We start from the raw sequence: 20,557 nt of genomic DNA, 5'->3' as shown, positions 1-20,557 counted from the left end.
GGACTACTGGCCCTGTTCCTTGTATTTTGCTTCGGTGGCAGCCTTCTGCGGGCGCCACCAGTCTTCGTTATCCCGGTACCAGCCGATTGTGTCTTCGATGCCCTCGTCGAAGTTGGAGAACTGAGGTTTCCACCCGAGTTCGTCGCGCAACTTGGTGGAATCGATGGCGTAGCGGAGGTCGTGACCTGGCCGGTCGACCACATGGTCGTAGGCATCCGGGGCCTGTCCCATGTGCTTGAGGATCAGCTCTACGACGTCTTTGTTGTTCTTCTCGCCGTCCGCGCCGATCAGATAGGTCTCGCCAATCTTTCCCCCGGCGATGATTGCAAGCACAGCGGAGGAATGGTCGTTGGCGTGGATCCAGTCCCTGACGTTCTCGCCCTTACCGTAGAGCTTGGGGCGAATGCCGTCGATGACATTGGTGATCTGCCGGGGGATGAACTTCTCCACGTGCTGGTACGGACCATAGTTATTGGAACAGTTGCTGATGGTGGCCTGCAGGCCGAAGGAGCGTACCCATGCCCGTACCAGCAGATCGGAACCGGCCTTGGTTGACGAGTACGGGCTTGAGGGGTTGTAAGGCGTTTGTTCGGTGAAACGCTCCGGGTCATCCAGCTCCAGGTCTCCGTAAACTTCGTCCGTGGAGATGTGGTGGAAGCGTTTGTTGTGCTTGCGCGCTGCCTCAATGAGCGTATAGGTGCCGATGATGTTGGTGTCCAGGAAAGGGCGTGGGTCATGCAACGAGTTGTCGTTGTGCGACTCGGCAGCGTAGTGAACAACGACGTCGGAATCGGCAACAAGACCATCTACAAGGGCTGCGTCCGCGATATCGCCCCGGACGAAGGTGAAACGTTCCTCCGGAAGGCCCTTCAACGACTCGAGGTTACCTGCGTAGGTCAGCTTGTCCAGAACCGTTACGTGGTCGTCGGTGTTTTCCAAAACGTAGTGGACAAAGTTCGAGCCAATAAAGCCGGCTCCGCCGGTTACGAGAAGTCGCTGCATAATTCCCTAGACTACCGGATTTGCTGCTGCTCCTAGCGAAGGGAAAGATGGGGACATGCGCGGAATAATACTGGCCGGCGGAACCGGCTCCAGGCTTCATCCCATCACGCTGGGTGTCAGCAAGCAATTGGTACCGGTCTACGACAAGCCGATGATCTACTACCCGCTGTCCACGCTGATCCTGGCTGGGATCCGGGACATCCTCATCATTACCACTCCCCACGACGCGGAGCAGTTTGAACGCTTATTGGGGGATGGGTCCCGGTTCGGCGTCTCCATCACCTACAAGCAGCAGCCTTCTCCTGACGGACTGGCCCAGGCATTTGTGCTCGGTGCGGACCATATCGGTGATGACAGCGTTGCTCTGGTCCTGGGTGACAACATCTTCTATGGCCAGGGCATGGGCACTCAGCTGCGCAGGTTCAAGACCATCGACGGGGGAGCAGTCTTCGGATACTGGGTCAAGGATCCGTCTGCTTACGGGGTGGTGGAATTCGATGACGATGGCAAGGCTTTGTCCCTGGAAGAGAAGCCCGCGGCACCCAAGAGCCACTACGCAGTTCCAGGGCTCTATTTCTATGACAACGATGTTGTTGACATCGCCAAGAACCTCAAGCCGTCCGCCCGCGGTGAACTCGAGATCACCGACGTGAACCGCGTCTATCTGGACGCCGGTAAGCTGCAGGTCGAGATCCTGCCCCGGGGAACTGCTTGGCTCGACACCGGGACCTTCAACGACCTAAACGATGCCTCCAATTTCATTCGGACGGTGGAGAACCGGCAAGGCTTGAAGATTGGAGCGCCCGAAGAGATCTCGTGGCGGCTGGGGTTCCTGACCGACGATGAACTCCGCGAAAGGGCCGAACCCCTCGTCAAGAGCGGTTACGGCTCATACCTGCTCGAGCTCCTCGCCGAAAAGTAGATTTCTACAAACAGAAAAGGGTTGAAGCGGCTGCTTCAACCCTTTTCTGTTCTGAATCCAATAGCTTCTGACCGTGGCTCCTGCCTCTCGCAGCAGGAGCCACACCGGTTACCGGCGCACTGTGCTTGCGCTTGCCCCAGTTGTGGGGCTCCAGGTGATGGACCCGCCCTGGTAGTTCTGGAAGCAGCCTCCGTTGGCCAAGGTGCAGGAAGTCGCCGCGATGGGATAGCCGAGGAAGCTGTTCTCGTAGCCAAGGCTGGCGTACTTCGTGCGGATTGGTCCAGTGCTGGGCTGAGCCCCCGTTGCCTGCGACCACAGCATCGCTCCGCCTTGGAAATTCTGGTAGCAGCCCCCGTCCCTGATGCCGCAGACCACACCGCCCGTAGGGTATCCCAACTCGCTGAGCTCGTAGCCCATGGAGCCCCACTTGGATCTGATGGGTCCGTTGGGGCTTATCTGCGCGCCCGTGGCGGGAGACCAGAGAATAGCCCCGTTTTGGTAGTTCTGGTAGCAACCACCGTCTTTCAAACCGCAGACCTGGCTACTGGTGGGGTATCCGAGAGAACCGTTTTCGTATCCTGTCGCAGCCCAGAGTGTGCGGATGGGCCCTGCAGGGCTCGGCTGGGCGCCCGTGGCCGCCGACCAGAGAACGGCGCCATTCTGGAAGTTCTGGTAGCAGCCTCCTCCGACAAGTCCGCAGACTTGGGTTGCGCTGGGGTAGCCAAGTACTCCGGACTCGCGCCCCTGAGCTTTCCACGAGGCAAAAATTGGGGACATGACCCGCAAAACGCCTCTGCCGGAAGTCCACGTAAGTGAGCCGTTCTGGAAATCCTGCGAGCAGCCCCCGTCGGGTAGCCCGCAAACTTCATTTGCGGTGGGGTAGCCCATGGCACCGTTCTCAAAGCCAGTTCGAGCCCAATCATTTCTGATGGGACCAGCCTTGCTCAGCTGCGCACCGGACGTCGCAGACCAAATAATGGCCCCGCCTTCGAACTCCTGGAAGCAGCCGCCGTTGACGAGCCCGCATGTTTGAGGCCCGGTGGGATATCCCATCAGACCGCTCTCACCCCCTTGCTGAAGCCACAACGTGCGGATAGGTCCGGCGGGGCTCAATTGGGCTCCAGTGGAGGGTGACCAGACGGTGGCACCCTTTTCGAACAGTTGCCGGCACCCCCCGTTCTTGAGGCCGCAGACTTCATCTGCAGCGGGGTAGCCCAGGGGTCCTGCTTCCCGGCCACCTGCCCTCCAGGCCGACTCCATCTGGCCCCAAACGATGTGTGCTCCATTGGTGATTGAGGACGCGATGCTGCCTGTTTGGAAACTTTGGAAGCAGCCGCCGTCCCGAAGACCGCAAAGCGTTTCGCTGGTCGGGTAGCCAAGTGGCCCTGACTCGAAGCCTGTCTTTTGCCAAGCTGCCCTAATGGGTCCGTTGAGGCTGCGCTTGGCCCCGGTAGCAGGAGACCACAAGACCGCGCCCGACTGGAAGTTTTGGTAACAACCCTGTGCGGCGAGGCCGCATGTTTGACCTCCGGTGGGATATCCCATAACGCCGTTTTCAAAGCCTGTTGCTGCCCAGGCAGTTCGAATTGGTCCGCTCACGCTGATTTGCGCGCCAGAGCCAGAACTCCACAGGATGGCACCGTTCTGGAAGTTTTGATAGCAGCCGCCGTCCTTCAGGCCGCAGATTACGGCAGAGGTCGGGTAGCCCATGGTTCCATTTTCGAAGCCGTCCGCTTGCCAGAGCGTCCTGATCGGACCTGCCAGGCTGGGATGGGCTCCGTTGGTCGGGGACCATATGACTGCACCGTTCTGGAAGTTCTGGTAGCAGCCTCCCTCGCGCAGGCCGCAAACTATGTTGGACGTCTGGGCTCCCAGTTCTGGCGTACGGGATCGGACGTCGCCTATGGCCTGGCTCGCCGCCAATGGAACGGCTACGGAAGCGAATGCCTTGAGTCCCGCATAGTCCCCGTTCCAAACGTTGGAGTCCCCAGCAAACGGCCCGGTGCTGCTGTACTGCCAGATGCTGTAGGTGTCCCAACTGCCTGTCGGAATGGCGCCCGCATCGTTGGTTGCCGAGTACGGGTAGGCCGCAACCCACAAGGGATAGTCCCCAAAACCGGTGGGATTGCCCAGGCACTGGTTCCACCAATTTGTATTCGTATAGATCATCGGCAGTCTGCCGGTGAGGGACCTCATCGTGTTTCCGAAGTCCTGGACCCAGGATGTCAGTTGCGCCTGGGACATGCCATAGCAGGTGTTGCCAAAGTAGAAGCCGTTGATCGTCCGACCCTCGTAGGGGTTGAACTCGAAGTCGAGAACCGGCGGCATCGTATAGCCGTCGCCGGACCATCCACCACCGTTGTTCACGAAATAGCGCGCCTGATCGGCGCCGGAAGACCAGTTGGGGATCGCGAAGTGGTATGCGCCCCGGAGCATCCCCACGCTTCGTGCGCCTTGGTACTGTGAGCCAAACAGATCATTCGTGAAGTAATTGCCTTCAGAGGCTTTCACATACGCGAACCGGGCACCCATGTTCCACTGCTGCTGCCAGTCGACGCTGGTTTGGTGTCCACTTACGTCAAGCCCCTGTATCCCAAAGGAGGGCATCCATGTGCCCTCTGTTGCGAGCGATTCGGCGCTGAGTTTCTGGGCGGTGGGCGACGGGGAAGCAGAGGTCACTCTCTTGGACCTCTGCCCCATTTCCGCCCCGCCGGGGCCGATGGCCTGGGCCATTGACTGGGGAGTAGCCGACGTCGGCGAACTGGCTGCGATGGAAGGCTGCGGCGACGCAGTGGTTGTTGGTGCCGGCGTCGCCTGTGGCAGCGTAGTGGCAGTTTGGGACGGGGCAGGCGTTGGTGTGGGACTGGGCTCCAAAGCGGAAGCTGCTCCGATCAGGCCAGGGCCGGTCAGCAAGGAGGCAGCTAATAAGCCGGCCCCAAGGGACATCATGATTGGGCGACGGGACTGAGACAGGTTCCGCTTCATATGTGCTCCGGAGACAATGCGGCGCTCCCCCAAGCGCCTCTTTGGATACTGCTCAGGTGATTTCCCCCAGGAAGGCACCTGATAGTGCTATTTCGATAAATAACGCGCTCACCATAGCACCAGTGTTACTGGCGCAACCAGTGATTCTGGTGTTACTTCTGTGAATCCTGTGGTCTTCGAAGCGAAATCTTGAGCCCTACTAAGGGGAATCTTGAGGGTCGTCAGTTATCCACAGGAGTGCTGAATGACTTGTTGCGGCAGGACCCTCTACTTAAGCTGTACCCAGTCGAACTGCCTCCGCTGGGGGCGGCAGTTGTATGGGGGAACATATGGACGCGCTGGGAATTGTCGAGGACGAAGTCCGCGAGCTCATCCGCCGTCGTGGGCTGGACCCACTGAGGCAGGCAGGAGAGGTCCGTAGGCTGGTGGAAGCAGCCGTCACTGACTATGACGAGCGCGCCCTTATGGGGCCTCTTCCACCCCTTGGCCCGTTGGATGCTGCCCGTAGGTTCCTGTTTGATGCCGTGGCCGGCTTTGGAGTGCTCCAGCCACTCCTAGACGATCCTTCAATAGAAGAGATCTGGCTCAACGCGCCAAACGAAATATATGTGGCACGCAACGGGGAGTCAGAGCTGACCTCGCTGAGCCTCTCCGAGCAACACGTGCGTGACCTCGTAGAACGCATGCTCAAAAGCTCCGGCAGACGGCTGGACATGTCGTCCCCTTTTGTGGACGCGGCACTGCCGGACGGATCCAGGCTCCACGTAGTCATTCCGGATGTAACCCGCCGGCACTGGGCCGTGAACATCCGCAAATTCGTCGTGAAGGCCAGTCGACTGGAACACCTGGTCGAGTTGGGAACGCTGACACCGCAGTCGGCACGATTTCTCGGCGCGGCGGTGTCCAGTGGCCTCAACATCCTTGTGTCGGGGGCCACCCAGGCAGGTAAGACAACCATGCTGAACTGTCTGGCGGCGAGCATAGGTAGCCGGGAGCGTGTCATCACCGTCGAGGAAATCTTTGAACTTCAGTTTCCCCTCCGGGACGTGGTGGGTCTGCAGTGCCGGCAGCCGAACCTCGAAGGTGAGGGCGAAATTCCACTCCGTCGCCTGGTCAAGGAAGCGTTGCGGATGCGTCCGGACCGGCTGGTGGTAGGGGAGGTGCGGGAAGCCGAGAGCCTGGACATGCTGATTGCCCTTAACAGTGGCCTGCCCGGAATGTGCACCGTCCATGCGAACTCGGCGCACGATGCTGTGACCAAGATCTGCACGTTGCCGCTATTGGCGGGGGACAACATCTCCAGTGCGTTCGTGGTCCCCACCGTTGCATCCTGCATAGACCTTGTAGTGCACTGCAGTAGGCATCCCGATGGGCGTCGGCAAGTGACCCAAATCCTATCGTTGGGGCGCCGCGTGGAAAACGGCATCATCGAGTCGTCACTGGTTTTCGCCCTGGAGAATGGAATCCTGCAACCACGGGCCAACGCCATGCCGGCAGCTGAGAAGTTTTCGCGGGCAGGATACGACCTCGCCACGCTGCTGGATCCGCGATGATCCCGGCGCTGATGGGGGCGGCGCTAGGGATGGGCCTCTTCCTCATTTGGTGGTCCTGTTGGGAAACGCCGGACCCCGGGAACCGCGTGCGAAAGCCCGGCCACCTGGCTGACCTGCTCGCGGTTGCCGGGGTCGACAGGGTCTCAGCCCGCGGTTTGGCCGGTACTTGCTTGGGCCTCGGGGTTTTTGTAGCACTGGTGTTCTACGGGCTTAGCCATTCGTGGCCCATTGCCGGCTGCTTCGGACTTTTCGGCACATGGCTTCCCATCACCATCCTCAGGTGGCGGGCCAAAAAGAGGACGGCCCTGCTGCGCCAACTCTGGCCTGACGTCGTGGATCATCTGCGCTCTGCGATCCGTGCGGGCCTGCCCCTGCCCGAGGCCCTCATTCAGCTTGGAGAAAAGGGACCTGAGGAATTGCGGCCCATTTTTCGTGAGTTCGGCGCTGACTATCGCGCCGGAGGCCAGTTTGATGGGTCTCTAAACAAGTTGAAGCAGCGATTGGCTGACCCGGTGGCCGACCGCATCGTCGAAGCGCTCCGGCTGACCCGGGAGGTAGGCGGTTCGGACCTGGGGAAGCTCCTGGGCACCTTGGCGGAATTCCTGCGGGAGAATGCCCGGACCCGCAGCGAGCTCGAGGCGCGGCAGTCGTGGACCATCAATGCCGCCCGGCTTGCCGTCGCGGCACCCTGGATCGTGATGATCCTGCTTGCCAGCAGGCCGGAGGCGATCCAGGCCTACAACACGCCTATGGGCGCCGCAGTCCTGCTCGGCGGCTTGGTGGTCTCGCTTGTTTGCTACACGGTGATGTTGAAGATCGGGGCCCTGCCACAGGACGAAAGGGTGCTCCGATGATCATCATCCCGCCTGCAGCAGTAATCTGCGGTATCGGCCTTGGCCTTGGTTTGTGGCTCGTGATCTTCCGGTCACCTCCCATGCGCGCCCTGACGCTTTCCCAACGCATAGAGCCCCAACTTAAGTCGCAAAACCTGGAGTCGAGGCTCCTGCACGCCGGCGAGCAGAACCTGACACCTTTCGGCCCCCTCGAACGAATTTTCCGTCCCGTCTTCCGGGACTGGCTGTCCGCATTGGGAAGACTGAACCCCACGCCTAGTGCCACGGGCCGGCGGCTGGCCCAGGCAGGAATCAACAAGTCCGCCATCGACTTCCGCGCTGAACAGTTGCTGTGGGCTGCTGCGGGTTTTGTCCTTTCAGCGACTTTCATGCTCATTGGAGCCGCAGCGGGCAGGTTCAGCCCGCTCTTGGCAGCGGCGGTAATTATCGGCAGTACTGCAGCGGGTTTTGTGTTGCGGGACTACTGGCTTGGCGCCCAGGTCCGCCGGCGGGAAGCGCGGATGATGGCCGAGTTTCCCAGCCTTGCCGAACTGATGGCCCTGGCCGTCGGCGCAGGGGAGAGCGCAACAGGCGCATTGGATCGCGTCTGCAGGAGTGCCAACGGTGAGCTGTCCAAGGAATTTTCGAAGATCCTCGCGGAGACCAGGGCCGGCAAGCCGCTGATTCTGGCAATGCAGGAGTTCTCTGCGCGCACCGACCTTGCGCCGCTGGTCAGGTTTGTTGACGGCATCATCGTTGCGGTGGAAAGAGGAACACCCCTTGCGGACGTGCTTCGCGCGCAGGCGCAGGACGTGCGCGATTCGGCCAAGCGGGACCTGATGGAAGCTGCCGGGAAAAAGGAAATTGCAATGATGGTGCCCCTGGTTTTCGGGGTGCTTCCCCTGACCGTGGTGTTTGCTGTTTTCCCCGGCCTGGCCGCCATCAACCTGGGCTTCTGATGGGGAGAAAGACCCGAAGCCCGGACCGGCTGCCATTAGTTAAAGCCCACCTTAGGAACCAGGAATAGGACTCAAGATGAAAACCATCGGAACCCGCTGTGCACTGCTGCTTCTTGGCCTTGCCGCTTTACTGCAGCTCAAGGTGCCCGCGACAGCCGGGAGGGGGCGCCCTATCGGTGCACAGTACACCGAAGGCAGGGAAGACCTTCAGGTGCCTCCGACCACCGGTAACGATAACCCTGAACGAGGTGACGTTCCGGGATGGGTGATGATAACCCTGATGTCCGCGGTCCTGGTTGCAGCCCTGCTGGCGCTCGCGGGCCCCGCCTTGGAGGCCATGTTCAACCAGGCAATGGACAAGGTGGGGAACTGAACCATGCTGCCGTCCGCTCACGGACCCGTGCAGCCAGTGCTGCCCAGGCCGGGCGAGCGGGGTTCAGCCGTGGTGGACTTCGTCCTGGTTGGCGGGTTGCTGACGATGTTCTTCCTTGCGATTATTCAGCTGACCCTGGTTCTGCATGTCCGGAACACACTTATTGATGCTGCTGCCTCTGGTGCCCGGTACGGCACACTCGCTGACCGCAATGCCGCCGACGCGCAAGAGCGGACCCGCAGCCTCATCAGCATGGCCCTGAACGAAGGCTTTGCTGACCAGGTCAGTACGCAGGAAGTAACTGTCCAGGGGATGCGCACCCTGGAAGTGACTGTCCGGTCCCCAATGCCGGTCATCGGCCTGATTGGGCCCCGGGACCTGCTGGAGGTGAAAGGGCATGCGGCTGTCCAGCCTTGATCCGTTCAGCGCCAGCCCGTTGCCCCACCCCGACGGACCACCCCGCGCCAGTGCGCAGTCCTGTTCCAGTGCCCAGTCCCGCTCCAGCGCACAGGCCGGTTCCAGTCTGTTCCTGGTCACGGCCCGCGTGGCAGAAGTGCTCTGCAGGGAGCGTGCCGGGGGCACGCACGTGGGCGACCCATCCCACTGCCCCAGGCCTGCTCGCGGGGAGCACCAGCAGCAGGGCTTTGTGCATGAGGAGCAGGGGAGCGGACACGAGCAAGGAAGTGCGGTAGTCGAGTTCACGTTCCTTGCACTTCTGCTGATGGTCCCGCTGGTGTACTTCGTGATCACCGTCGGGCAAATCCAGGGCGGTTCCTTCGCTGTGGTGGGTGCCGCGGACCAGGCGGCCAAGGTTTATGTGGCACAGCCGGATTCCTCCACAGCCCAGGCAGCTGCGGAGCAGGCCGTGGCCCTCGCCCTTTCCGACTTCGGGCACCAGGCAGACAGGGCCCGCATGGCCACGACCTGCAACCCTGCTGACTGCCAGGCCGCCGGAACCACGGTGACTGTCACCGTAAGCCTGAGCGTACCGCTGCCGTTCATTCCGTTCGCCGACGGATTATCAGCCACGGAGGTTGAGGCGTCTTCCACCCAATTGGTAGGCCGGTACCGGTGAAACGCCGGGAATCGGACCAGAGCGGCCAGGTCATGGTGATGATTCTCGGCTACATCACCCTGGCACTTCTGGTGGCGACGGTCGTCGTCGGCATATCTGCCGTCTATCTGGAGCACAAGCGCCTGCTGTCCCTGGCAGACGGGGCATCGCTTGCGGCGGCCGACAGCTACACCCTGGGAGAAGTCACATCCCAGGGTGGAAGCCCCTCGGCTGTCCTTAATCCCGCGCGCGTCCGCAATGTAGCTGCCGACTTCGTCTCGAGGAGCCCAGCCTCGCAGCGTTTCTCAGGCCTCGCCGTCGCCGCTACAACGGGTACACCTGACGGTTCCACCGCCGTCGTGGTCCTCACGGCAGACGTGCACCCACCTGTGGTGAACTTCCTTGTCCCTGATGGCATCCGAATCGAAGCGACGTCCACCGCCCGCTCACGCCTGACCCGCTGAGTCATGCACCCGCTGAGCCAATGATCCTGGCAGCGCCGGGCCGTACCGCTCCATAGCGTAGGCTTAAACAACCATGGCCAATATTGATTTTTCCGCTGAAATCCGGGCGCTGCGCGCCACCTACGAGTCCATTGAACGCGTCAGCGACGTGGAGACACTCAAGGAAGACATCGCCGAACTCAGCGAGCGGGCAGGGGAGCCGGACCTTTGGGACGACCCCGCGGCCGCGCAGAAAATCACCTCCCGGCTTTCCCACCGCCAGTCCGAACTGGAGCGACTCACCAGCCTGGCATCCCGGATCGACGACCTTGAAGTCCTCGTTGAGCTTGGGCAGGACGAGGACGACGCGGACTCGATGGGGGAGGCCGCGACAGAACTTGAGTCCATTAGGAAAGCCCTCAAGGACCTGGAAGTGGTCACCCTGCTGTCCGGCGAGTACGACGAACGCGAAGCCGTGGTCTCCATCCGCGCCGGCGCGGGAGGCGTGGACGCCGCAGACTTCGCCGAGATGTTGATGCGCATGTACCTCCGGTGGGCCGAGCGGCACGGCTACCCCACCACCGTCATGGACACGTCCTACGCGGAAGAGGCCGGGCTCAAGTCGGCCACCTTCGAGGTGAAGGCTCCCTACGCGTACGGCACGCTCAGCGTGGAAGCCGGAACCCACCGTCTCGTCAGGATCAGCCCGTTCGACAACCAGGGCCGCCGCCAGACGTCCTTTGCCGCAGTGGAAGTCATTCCGCTGATCGAGCAGACGGACTCCATCGACATCCCGGACAACGAAATCAGGGTGGACGTGTTCCGTTCGTCGGGCCCCGGCGGCCAGTCGGTCAACACCACGGACTCCGCCGTCCGCCTCACCCACATCCCGACCGGCACGGTGGTTTCCATGCAAAACGAGAAATCGCAGCTGCAGAACCGCGCCGCCGCCATGCGCGTGCTGCAGTCCCGGCTCCTGCTGCTGAAGAAGGAGCAGGAGGATGCGGAGAAGAAGGCGCTGGCCGGCGATGTTAAAGCTTCGTGGGGTGACCAGATGCGCTCCTACGTTCTGAACCCGTATCAAATGGTGAAGGACCTGCGCACCGAGCACGAAGTGGGCAACACGTCCGCAGTGTTCGACGGCGAGATTGACGACTTCATCGATGCGGGCATCCGCTGGCGTACTGACAACCGCAACGCCGAAAAGTAGGCCTGCCGGCCCCGCCGTCCTGCAGCCGATCCAGCGACACGCCCCCGAAAGCAGGTCGAAGCACGGGGGACCCTGCGTATAGTCGAGGGGCCGGGGCCCTACTTTCCCCAAACGAAAACCCGTGCACCGGCTGCAGAACTGGGCTGCATCACAAGAATCAGCCATGCCCTGCAGGGTACTTAGGGCCATGATCCGATTCGAAAATGTCACCAAGGTTTACGACCAGAAAGCCCGTCCGGCGCTGGACTCTGTCACCCTTGAGATTGACCGCGGCGAATTCGCCTTCCTTGTCGGTGCGTCCGGCTCCGGAAAATCCACCTTCCTCCGCCTGGTGCTGAAGGAAGACCGCGCCACCTCCGGCGCTGTTTACGTGGCGGGCCAAAACGTCGCGAAGATTTCCAGTTGGCGTGTTCCGCGCCTCCGCCGGGGCATCGGCGTCGTGTTCCAGGACTTCCGCCTCCTGCCCCAAAAGAATGTCTTCGCCAACGTGGCGTTCGCCATGCAGGTCATCGGCAAGAGCCGCAGCGTCATCCGCGACACCGTCCCGGAGGTCCTGAAGACCGTCGGCCTCGAAGGCAAGGAACACCGCATGCCGCACGAGCTGTCCGGCGGCGAGCAGCAGCGCGTGGCCATCGCGCGTGCCGTGGTCAACCGGCCCGGGATCCTCCTCGCGGACGAACCCACCGGAAACCTGGACCCCACCACGTCCATGGGAATCATGGGCGTCCTGGACAAGATCAACCAGAACGGAACCACCGTGGTGATGGCCACCCACGATGACGACATCGTCAACGAAATGCGCAAACGGGTGGTCGAACTCAGGAACGGCGTGGTGATCCGCGACGAAGCCAAGGCCTTGTACACCTCGATGATTCCCGTAGTCGGCCAGTCCAGGCGCCTTAAGGACGCCAGTGGCAGGGAAACGCCCGACGGCGGCCTGCCGGGCAATGGCGCTGAAGGCGAGGCCCAGCGGTGAGGCTCGCATTCATCCTTTCGGAAATCGGCAGCGGGCTGCGCCGGAACCTTTCCATGGTGGTCTCGGTCATCCTGGTGACGTTCGTGTCCCTCACCTTCGTGGGTGCGGCCGGAATGCTGCAAATGCAGATCAACCAGATGAAGGGCTACTGGTACGACAAGGTCCAGGTGGCGATCTTCCTTTGCAGTGAAGGTTCGACGGCGCCGGGTTGCGCTTCCGGGCCAGTCACCCCTGAGCAGCAACAGGGCTTGAACGCGCTCCTTGAGTCCCCGGCCGTGGCGCAGTACATCAACGACTTTCAGTTCGAGTCCAAGGATGAGGCCTACAAGCACTTCAAGGACCAGTTTTCGAACTCTCCGATCGTCGATTCCGTGACGCCGGACCAGCTGCCCGCATCGTTCCGGATCAACATGAAGGACCCGGAAAAGTACCAGATCATCAGCGAGACGTTTTCCTCCCAGCCAGGCGTGGAAACGGTGATCGACCAGCGCCAGCTCCTCGAACGCCTCTTCTCGGTGATGAACGGTGCGTCCCTTGTGGCGGTCGGCATCGCAGGGGTCATGATCGTCTGCGCCATCCTGCTGATCGCCACCACCATCAGGCTCTCGGCGTTCAGCCGGCGCCGCGAAACCGGAATCATGCGCCTGGTCGGTGCCTCAAAAACCGTGATCCAGCTGCCGTTCATCCTGGAAGGCGTCATAGCAGCCGTCATCGGCGCTGCCCTGGCCTCGGGCACCCTGTGGGCCGTAGCGCAATACTTCCTGGGCGACTATATGTCGCGGCAATACCCGGATACGGCCTTTATCTCATCCGGGCAGACCCTGATCATCGCCCCGGCGCTGATAATCCTTGGCGGATCCTTGGCAGGAATTTCGTCTCTCTTGACCTTACGTAGATATTTGCGCGTTTAGGCTGTGCACACCGCGACCTAGGAATGCCCATGAACCTCATTCACCAAACCTTGCCCCGCCCCCGGCACAGCCGAGGGCGGGCCGCTGCCCGCCGTTTGGGGATCGTCAGCGGCGTGCTCACCGTCATCCTTTCGGCCGGGATGGCCCTTGCCACACCCGTCGCTTTCGCCGACGACCTCGAAGACCGCCAAGCCGCGCTCGAGGCCGAAGCCGCACGCGTCCAGGCATCCCTCGAATTCGTCGATTCCCGGATCGCCAAGGCCGCCAGCGACTTGGTGATCTACCAGGGACAGTTGCCCGGTGCCCAGCAGGCACTCCTTGAGGCACAGGGGCGGGTAGCCGGGGCTGTCAAGGAGGTAGAGGCGCTGTCGGCCCGCGTGGACATGGCCCAGCAGAACAAGGCCAAGATCACCCAGCAGCTGGAGACGGACAAGCAAAAGATCGCGGACACCAAGAAACTGATTGGGCAGATCGCCACCCAGGCCTACAAATCCGGCGGCGTTCCTTCGAACCTGTCGCTCTTCTTCGGCTCCAACAGCGGCAGCAGCCTGACCGAAACCATGGACCTTGCGGACCAGGCCATGCGCAGCCAGAACGCAGCCATGGACAAGCTCAGCCAGCAGAACGCCACCAACGTCAACTCCGAAGCGCGCCTGCAAGCTGTCGAAGCTGAGATCAAGGACCTCAAGGCCAAGGCCGACGCTGCCCTGGAGCGGGAGAAGGCCGCCCGCGACGAGGCTGCGGCCAAGAAGGCCCAAGTCGACCAGCTCATTGCGGACACCACCCGCCTCGATGCCGAACTCCAGGCGGCAAAGCCCGGCATCCAGGCCCAGTTGGCCGGCGTCCAGGCCAACCAGAACCAGGTGGCCAACGAGATCGCCGAACGCGACCGCAGGGCCCGTGAAGCTTGGGAAGCCGAGCAGCGCAGGCAGGCGGCTGCTGCTGCCGCTGCGGCGGCCGCGGCCGCGGCCGCCGCAAACCGCCCGGCCCCGCCCGCGCAGCCGTACGTCCCGCCCGCCGCGGGATCACCGTCGGCGTTTGGCCTCCGCCACCCCTTCGACGGCAGCATCCCCATCACCTCCGGTTTTGGCTACCGCACCACCCCGCCGGGAACCATCGACTTCTATGGCACCGGTGGATACATGCACACCGGAATCGACTTTGGCGCAGCCTGCGGCACGCCCGTCTATGCGGCAGCGGCCGGTGAGGTCTTCAGCTCAGGCTGGAATTCCGCCGATGGTGGCGGTTGGCGCGTCAAGATCGATCACGGCGTGGTGCAGGGCAATACGCTCACCACCATCTACTACCACAACTCCAGCATCGTGGTTTCGAATGGGCAGAGGGTCTCCCAGGGCCAGCTCATTGCCTACTCCGGCAGCACCGGCAACTCCACGGGTTGCCACGCCCACTTCGAAACCTGGCTCAATGGTGCCGCCGTCGACCCCATGGGATTGCTGTAGGGGCGAAGCGCTGCTGCCGTAGACTGGTATAGCTCCGCGCCGCAGGCCCGGAGGCACCCGACCTGAACCCGAGGAGTTTCCCCGTGCCTAAAGAAAGTGGCCGTAAGGTAGTGGCCACCAACCGCAAGGCCCGGCACGATTACCACGTGCTGGACACTTACGAGGCCGGCATCGCGCTGATGGGCACCGAAGTGAAGTCCCTGCGTGAGGGCCACGCCTCCATGGTGGACGGATTTTGCACGTTCTATAACGACGAACTGTGGATGGAAGCCATCCACATTCCCGAATACAACCAGGGCAGTTGGACCAACCACGCGGCACGCCGGCGCCGCAAGCTGCTGCTGCACCGGGAAGAACTCATCAAGATCTCCCACAAGGTCCGGGAGTCCGGCTACACCATTGTTCCCCTCCAGCTGTACTTCGTGGACGGCAAGGCCAAGGTGGAAATCGGTGTTGCCCGCGGCAAGCGCGAATACGACAAGCGGCAGACGCTGCGGGAACAGCAGGACAACCGTGAAGCCCAGCGTGAGATGCGCGAGCGCAACCGGCGCCGGTAGGAATTATTTCCACGGGTCATGCGTTAGTATGAATAGTCCGGCAGGCTTGCCAGCCGGTTTGGTAACAAAATACGGGGATGATCGGTTTCGACGGTGTTAGTCGCGACAGGTGAAGCGGGCCGAGGATGCAGAATTATCTCGTAAACGCTTTCTGCAAACCAATAAGTGCCGAATCTAAGCGCACTGACTTCGCTCTTGCTGCCTAAGCAGTAAGACAGTCCGTCAGCCCGGGGTTGCTATCGCCCCGGATCCTGGCGTCATTTAGATAGCCACTGCTGTTTGCTCCCGTCATCGGAGTAAACGGGACTTTTAGATGACTGGGCCCGGATCAGCCAGCTGTTTGCAGCATGGCTGGGGCCGAGAAAATCCGACGCAAACTGCGCCCGGAGAAGCCCTGACAACACGACATCGGACGGGGGTTCAATTCCCCCCATCTCCACCCACGGGTAAAATACCCCGGTCTTCGGACCGGGGTGTTTTTCTTTGCCTGTCAAGGCAAGGGGACCCGGGCCTAAATGCTCTACCGGGCTGGCCCCGCAAGCCGTTACCTTCGACTGCATGCACAACGATCCACCGCAAACGCCTACCGAAGTCCTGGACGCCGGAACGTGCTGGGACCTCCTGCGTGGAGTATCCGTCGGCCATTTGGCAGTGCTGGTGAACGGATACCCGGAGGTGTTCCCGGTCAACTACAAAGTTGACCACGAATCGCTGGTCTTCCGGACGGGGGAGGGAACGAAACTGCGCGCAGCAGGCGGGCCGCTCGCCGTCGCCCTGGAAGCCGACGGCCATGATGACGCCAAAGCATGGAGCGTCCTGGTCAAAGGCAAGGCCGTCATCCTCGAGCCATCGGAGGAACTGATGAAGGGAGCAGGCCTTACCCTGTTTCCCTGGCAGGCCGGTGAAAAGGACCACTTTGTCCGGATCGTTCCCAACTCCGTTACGGGCAGGCGTTTTTCCATCACGTCCCCGTTGACCTGGTGGAGCCACGTGGGGCACACAGCCGGCGCAAAGACATAGGGTTCCAGTGGCCGCGTCGTGACCCGGCGGCCGCGCCGGGCCCTAGGGCCCTGTCCGGAATGACCGCTTTGCTGGTACCACTGACCTATGATCGGGTCGCCCACCGCCGCTGCTGCCAAGCCACCGTTTGACGCCGTCATCTTCGACCTGGACGGGGTGGTCACCAATACAGCGATGGTCCACCAGGCTGCCTGGAAAGATGCGTTCGACCGGATCCTGCGTGACCCAAGAGTCCCTGCCGGCGCCAACCGTGCCCCGCTCAGCAGGAATGACTACCTCACCTTCATCGACGGGATGCCGCGGGAGGAGGGGGTGGTACGGTTCCTGGCTGCCAGGGGAGTGCAGGTTGAGAAGGGAAACGAGACGGACGAAGCCGGCGCATGGACCGGGTTCGGCCTGGGTGCCTGGAAGAACGAACTGTTCCTGAAACACCTCCGGACCGACGGCGTCCAGAGTTACCCAGGCACCCTGGATTTGCTGCAGAGGCTTGCGGGCGCGGCAGTGCCCACTGCTGTGGTCACCTCAAGCCGGAACGCCGGGTTGGTCCTGGAAGCGGCGGGCATCCAGGATCTCTTCAGGGTGGTGCTGGACGGAACGACGGCGGCCCGGCTCGGCCTGCGCGGAAAACCGGCGCCGGACGTCTTTCTTGCGGCCGCATCGCGGCTTGGGGTCTCCCCGCCACATGCGGTGGTGATCGAGGACTCCGCGGCGGGGGTTGAGGCCGGCCGCCGGGGTGACTTCGGCCTCGTTGTCGGAATCGACCGGACCGGCAACCGCCGGCAGCTTGAGGCAGCCGGCGCCCATACCGTCCTCAACGACGTGGGGGAGCTGGATCTGGGCCAGGTCATCGGCAACGCCTGGCACCTCGTCTATGAAGGTTTCGACGCCGCACACGAGGGACACCGGGAAGCCCTGACCACGCTGGGCAATGGTTACATGGGCGTCCGCGGGGCGGCGCCCGAAGGCGGCAGCTTCAGCTACGCGGGCATGTACCTCGCCGGCGTCTACAACCGTGTCCGCGCGGAAGCCGGCGGCGAGACGCTGCTGGAAGAACACATGGTCAACGCCCCCAACTGCCTGCCGCTCGACCTGCGCCTGCCGGGCAAGCAGTGGTGGTCGGAGGGCGGAATGACCTCGGTCCGCGAGCACAGGGTCCTGGACCTCAGACGGGCGGTACTGGAGCGGCGGCTGCTGCTGGAGACAGCCGACCACCGCAGGCTGGAAGTAGTGCAAACCCGTTTCGCGTCCATGGCCGAGCCCCATCTGCTGGTCCTTGAGACGGTTATCACCGCGCTGGGCTGGAGCGGTCAGGTGGAGGTCCGCAGCGGTGTCAACGCCGGGGTCCGCAACGCCAACCTCCCCGAACATGCCCAGGGTTCGGACGTCCACATCGCTGACAGGACAGCCTCCCACCGCTCCATCCCTGAGCCGTCCGCGCTTGCTGCCTCCGTCGTCGAAGTGGAAACTACCCAGAGCCTCATCCGCATCGCCGCGGCCTATCGAACACAGGTATTCCCGGAAGCGGAGGGAGTTGAGGAGGGCAGGAAAGGGGCCTTCCATTTCCAGACTCTTCTGCTGTCCCTCAGTGCCGGCGCCGCGGTGCGGATCACCAAGACGGTGGCAGTGGTGACGTCCCGTGACCGTGCCATATCCTCTCCGGAAGCCGGTGCCCGTGCGGTCCTGGCGCGTATCCCCGGGGACTTCGATTCGCTGCTGACGGCGCACGAGGAAGCGTGGCGGCGCGAGCTGCGGCCGTTCATGGTGGAGATCGATGCCCCGGTCCAGGTGCGCCTTGTCCTGAACCTGCACATATTCCATCTGCTGCAGACACTGACACACCATACGACCGAACTGGATGCCGGCGTGACGGCGCGTGGACTCCACGGCGAGGGCTACCGGGGCCACGTCTTTTGGGATGAGCTGTTCGTCCTGCCGGTACTCGCCTCGAGGACGCCTGAGGTTGCGCGTGCCGTCATCGATTACAGGTGGCGGCGGCTTCCCGCCGCCCGGCATGCCGCGGCCCTGGAAGGTCTGGCAGGGGCGAAATTTCCGTGGCAAAGCGCCAGCGCCGGAACCGAGGAAACGCCCAAATGGTTGTACAACGACAGGTCCGGCAGGTGGGTCAAGGACCACTCGCACCTGCAGGTGCACTCCGGACTTGCTGTCGCGTTCAATGCCTGGCAGTACTTCCAGACCACTGGTAACAAGATCTGGCTCCTGCAAAAGGGGGCGGAACTGGTGATCGAGGTTGCCCGTTTCTTCCGCTCACTGGCGGACTACGACCAGCAGGAGGGCCGTTACCACCTGCGCGGCGTCGTGGGACCGGACGAATACCACACCGGCTATCCCGGCAGCGACGGACCCGGCCTGGACGACAATGCCTACACCAATGTCATGGCGGCATGGGCCTGCTCCACGGCAAGGGGAATCATGGCCTTCCTGCACGGCAGCGAACGTGCCGTACTCATGGAACGCCTGGGTGTCACAGAGGAGGAAACCGCCGGGTGGGCGCACGTGGGATCGGCGATGTACGTCCCCTTTCACGAGGACGGCGTCATTAGCCAGTTCGAGGGCTACGGGTCGTTGAAGGAACTCGACTGGGACCACTACCGGGACAGGTACGGCGACATTGAGCGGCTGGACCTCATCCTCGAGGCCGAAGATGACAGTACCAACTGCTACAAGCTGGCAAAGCAGGCCGACGTCCTGATGCTCCCGTACCTGTTGGGACACGACGGACTGGTCAGCATTCTTCGGCGGCTTCAGTATGCATTCACGGCGGAACACCTCAACAAGACGATCGAGTATTACCTGGCCAGGACGGCGCACGGCTCCACCCTGAGCAGGGTTGCCCACGCGTCCGTCCTTGCGGGCCTGGACGCGGACCGGGCGTGGGACAGTTTCCGGGAAGCGCTCGACGCCGATCTTGACGATACCCAGCACGGCACCACGCGCGCGGGCATCCATTTGGGCGCGATGGCCGGAACCATCGACGTGGTCCAGCGCAGCTTTGCGGGGCTCCGGTTCAGCGGTGACACGATCCTGTTTGCACCCAACCTCCCCACCGGGCTGCGCGCCGTTGCCTTTGAGGTCCTCTACCGGGGACACCGCCTCCGCATACATCTCAAGGACGGGGACATGAGCATCGCCTCTGCTCCCGGTGACGCCGGCCCCATCAAGGTGCAGGTGCATGGCAATGACGAGGTCCTTCCTCCCGGGCAAACCCTCCATTTTCCGTTGCCTGTCCGGGCTTCGGGGGTGGTGGTCCGGTGAAGCGGCTGGGGATCCTCACCAGTGGCGGTGACTGCCCGGGCGTGAACGCGGTCATCCGGGGAGCCGTGCTGGGCGGGCACGTTTCGCATGGCTATGGATTCATCGGGTTCCGGGACGGTTGGCGGGGTGTGTTGGAGCAGGACATTTACCCTTTGCCCCGTACGAGTGTCCGTGGGATCGCCCGCCTGGGTGGAACCATCCTGGGCACGTCCCGGACCAACCCGCTGGTGGGCAATGGAATCGAGGGTGTCCGTGCCTGCGTCCGGCACAACGAACTGGACGGCCTGATTGCCATTGGGGGAGAGGGAACACTCGCAGCCGCCCGGGAACTCTGCTCCCAGGGCATCAACGTGGTGGGAGTGCCCAAGACCATCGACAATGACCTCGGCGCCACCGACTACACCTTCGGCTTTGATTCTGCGGTGCAGACCGCCACCGAAGCCATCGACCGGCTCCGGACCACCGGCGAGTCGCACCACCGGTGCATGGTGGCCGAGGTCATGGGCCGCAGTGCGGGCTGGATAGCACTGCATTCCGGGATGGCATCGGGCGCGCACGCCATCCTGATACCTGAACATCCGGTGTCCCTGGACCAAATTTGCTCGTGGGTGCTGTCGGCCCGTGACCGGGGCAGGGCTCCGCTCGTGGTGGTGGCCGAGGCCTTCGCTCCTGAAGGCCACGAAGCACCGTACGCGCCCCGTGGCCTGGATACTTTCGGACGCCCGCGGCTGGGAGGCATCGGACTGCTGCTTGAAGGAGAACTGCAGCTGCGGACCGGCATCGAAACGCGCGCCACCGTCCTGGGCCACATCCAGCGTGGCGGCGAACCCACGGCCTTCGACCGTGTCCTTGCCACCAGGCTGGGCCTGGCCGCCGTCGAATCGGCAGCCGCCGGCAGGTGGGGCACCATGGTTTCGCTGCGCGGCACGGACATTGTCAACGTCGACCTTGAAGAAGCGCTGGGGGAACTGAAGGTGGTCCCTGAAGCGCGGTACCAGGAGGCCGCCGTCCTGTTTGGATGAGAGG

General features: G+C 62.6%; 19 protein-coding genes and 1 other RNA gene. 18 read left to right on the top strand and 2 right to left on the bottom strand.

Annotated elements, in window-relative coordinates:
• Positions 1 to 3: 3 nt before the first annotated feature.
• Positions 4 to 1,002 carry a dTDP-glucose 4,6-dehydratase gene (rfbB, locus tag ASG79_RS02090; RefSeq protein WP_056388062.1) on the bottom strand — a complete coding sequence of 333 codons (999 nt, stop codon included), beginning with the start codon at positions 1,000 to 1,002 and terminating at the stop codon, positions 4 to 6.
• Positions 1,003 to 1,057: 55 nt separating this feature from the next.
• Between rfbB and rfbA the strand changes: the two genes are divergently transcribed.
• Complete coding sequence (rfbA, locus tag ASG79_RS02085; protein WP_018768481.1) at positions 1,058 to 1,924, top strand: glucose-1-phosphate thymidylyltransferase RfbA; 867 nt, start codon at positions 1,058 to 1,060, stop codon at positions 1,922 to 1,924.
• 108 nt (positions 1,925 to 2,032) lie between these two features.
• Here rfbA and ASG79_RS02080 read toward each other — a convergent pair whose 3' ends face one another.
• Positions 2,033 to 4,531: a GH25 family lysozyme gene (locus ASG79_RS02080; protein WP_056388059.1), complete on the bottom strand. Its 2,499-nt coding sequence runs from the start codon at positions 4,529 to 4,531 to the stop codon at positions 2,033 to 2,035.
• A 4-nt stretch (positions 4,532 to 4,535) separates the two neighbouring features.
• Between ASG79_RS02080 and ASG79_RS02075 the strand changes: the two genes are divergently transcribed.
• From ASG79_RS02075 to ASG79_RS02000, 17 genes are all read left to right on the top strand, one after another.
• Positions 4,536 to 4,892: a hypothetical protein gene (locus ASG79_RS02075; RefSeq protein ID WP_018768479.1), complete on the top strand. Its 357-nt coding sequence runs from the start codon at positions 4,536 to 4,538 to the stop codon at positions 4,890 to 4,892.
• Positions 4,893 to 5,238: 346 nt separating this feature from the next.
• Complete coding sequence (locus tag ASG79_RS02070) at positions 5,239 to 6,462, top strand: CpaF family protein (RefSeq protein ID WP_018768478.1); 1,224 nt, start codon at positions 5,239 to 5,241, stop codon at positions 6,460 to 6,462.
• The gene (locus tag ASG79_RS02065) at positions 6,459 to 7,316 is read left to right on the top strand and encodes a type II secretion system F family protein (RefSeq protein ID WP_082581635.1); all 858 of its coding nucleotides are present in this window, start codon (positions 6,459 to 6,461) and stop codon (positions 7,314 to 7,316) included. Before ASG79_RS02070 ends, ASG79_RS02065 begins: the two co-directional genes overlap by 4 nt.
• Positions 7,313 to 8,254 (top strand): type II secretion system F family protein, encoded by a 942-nt coding sequence (locus ASG79_RS02060; protein ID WP_056388057.1) that lies wholly within the window; start codon positions 7,313 to 7,315, stop codon positions 8,252 to 8,254. The genes ASG79_RS02065 and ASG79_RS02060 overlap by 4 nt, the downstream gene beginning before the upstream one ends.
• 76 nt (positions 8,255 to 8,330) lie before the next feature.
• Positions 8,331 to 8,627, top strand: coding sequence for a hypothetical protein (locus ASG79_RS02055; protein ID WP_144599909.1), 297 nt, complete (start codon positions 8,331 to 8,333; stop codon positions 8,625 to 8,627).
• 3 nt (positions 8,628 to 8,630) lie between these two features.
• On the top strand, positions 8,631 to 9,044 hold the full coding sequence (locus tag ASG79_RS02050) for a TadE family protein (protein WP_018768474.1): 414 nt from the start codon (positions 8,631 to 8,633) through the stop codon (positions 9,042 to 9,044).
• Positions 9,025 to 9,702 (top strand): hypothetical protein, encoded by a 678-nt coding sequence (locus tag ASG79_RS24365; RefSeq protein WP_056388055.1) that lies wholly within the window; start codon positions 9,025 to 9,027, stop codon positions 9,700 to 9,702. Before ASG79_RS02050 ends, ASG79_RS24365 begins: the two co-directional genes overlap by 20 nt.
• Entirely contained in the window at positions 9,699 to 10,145 is a 447-nt protein-coding gene (locus ASG79_RS02040; RefSeq protein ID WP_018768472.1) for a pilus assembly protein TadG-related protein, read from the top strand. The genes ASG79_RS24365 and ASG79_RS02040 overlap by 4 nt, the downstream gene beginning before the upstream one ends.
• A 73-nt stretch (positions 10,146 to 10,218) precedes the next feature.
• Positions 10,219 to 11,334, top strand: a complete 1,116-nt coding sequence (gene prfB, locus ASG79_RS02035) for a peptide chain release factor 2 (RefSeq protein WP_018768471.1) — start codon at positions 10,219 to 10,221, stop codon at positions 11,332 to 11,334.
• Between the two features lie 187 nt (positions 11,335 to 11,521).
• A complete protein-coding gene (gene ftsE, locus ASG79_RS02030) occupies positions 11,522 to 12,310 on the top strand; it encodes a cell division ATP-binding protein FtsE (RefSeq protein ID WP_018768470.1) in 789 nt (262 codons plus the stop codon).
• On the top strand, positions 12,307 to 13,221 hold the full coding sequence (gene ftsX, locus ASG79_RS02025) for a permease-like cell division protein FtsX (RefSeq protein WP_018768469.1): 915 nt from the start codon (positions 12,307 to 12,309) through the stop codon (positions 13,219 to 13,221). Before ftsE ends, ftsX begins: the two co-directional genes overlap by 4 nt.
• A 29-nt stretch (positions 13,222 to 13,250) precedes the next feature.
• On the top strand, positions 13,251 to 14,681 hold the full coding sequence (locus ASG79_RS02020; protein WP_018768468.1) for a M23 family metallopeptidase: 1,431 nt from the start codon (positions 13,251 to 13,253) through the stop codon (positions 14,679 to 14,681).
• A gap of 83 nt (positions 14,682 to 14,764) precedes the next feature.
• Positions 14,765 to 15,238 carry an SsrA-binding protein SmpB gene (gene smpB / locus ASG79_RS02015; protein ID WP_009356865.1) on the top strand — a complete coding sequence of 158 codons (474 nt, stop codon included), beginning with the start codon at positions 14,765 to 14,767 and terminating at the stop codon, positions 15,236 to 15,238.
• A 73-nt stretch (positions 15,239 to 15,311) separates the two neighbouring features.
• Positions 15,312 to 15,680: a transfer-messenger RNA gene (gene ssrA, locus ASG79_RS22950) on the top strand.
• A 116-nt stretch (positions 15,681 to 15,796) separates the two neighbouring features.
• Positions 15,797 to 16,258, top strand: coding sequence for a pyridoxamine 5'-phosphate oxidase family protein (locus ASG79_RS02010; protein WP_056388053.1), 462 nt, complete (start codon positions 15,797 to 15,799; stop codon positions 16,256 to 16,258).
• A gap of 87 nt (positions 16,259 to 16,345) precedes the next feature.
• Positions 16,346 to 19,531: an HAD-IA family hydrolase gene (locus tag ASG79_RS02005; RefSeq protein WP_056388051.1), complete on the top strand. Its 3,186-nt coding sequence runs from the start codon at positions 16,346 to 16,348 to the stop codon at positions 19,529 to 19,531.
• A complete protein-coding gene (locus ASG79_RS02000; protein ID WP_018768464.1) occupies positions 19,528 to 20,553 on the top strand; it encodes an ATP-dependent 6-phosphofructokinase in 1,026 nt (341 codons plus the stop codon). Before ASG79_RS02005 ends, ASG79_RS02000 begins: the two co-directional genes overlap by 4 nt.
• Positions 20,554 to 20,557: the final 4 nt, after the last annotated feature.

The organism is Arthrobacter sp. Soil761 (genome assembly GCF_001428325.1).
GTDB lineage: Bacteria > Actinomycetota > Actinomycetes > Actinomycetales > Micrococcaceae > Arthrobacter.
Note: the sequence above shows the minus strand (reverse complement) of the source record. Positions and strands in the feature narration are given on the sequence as shown.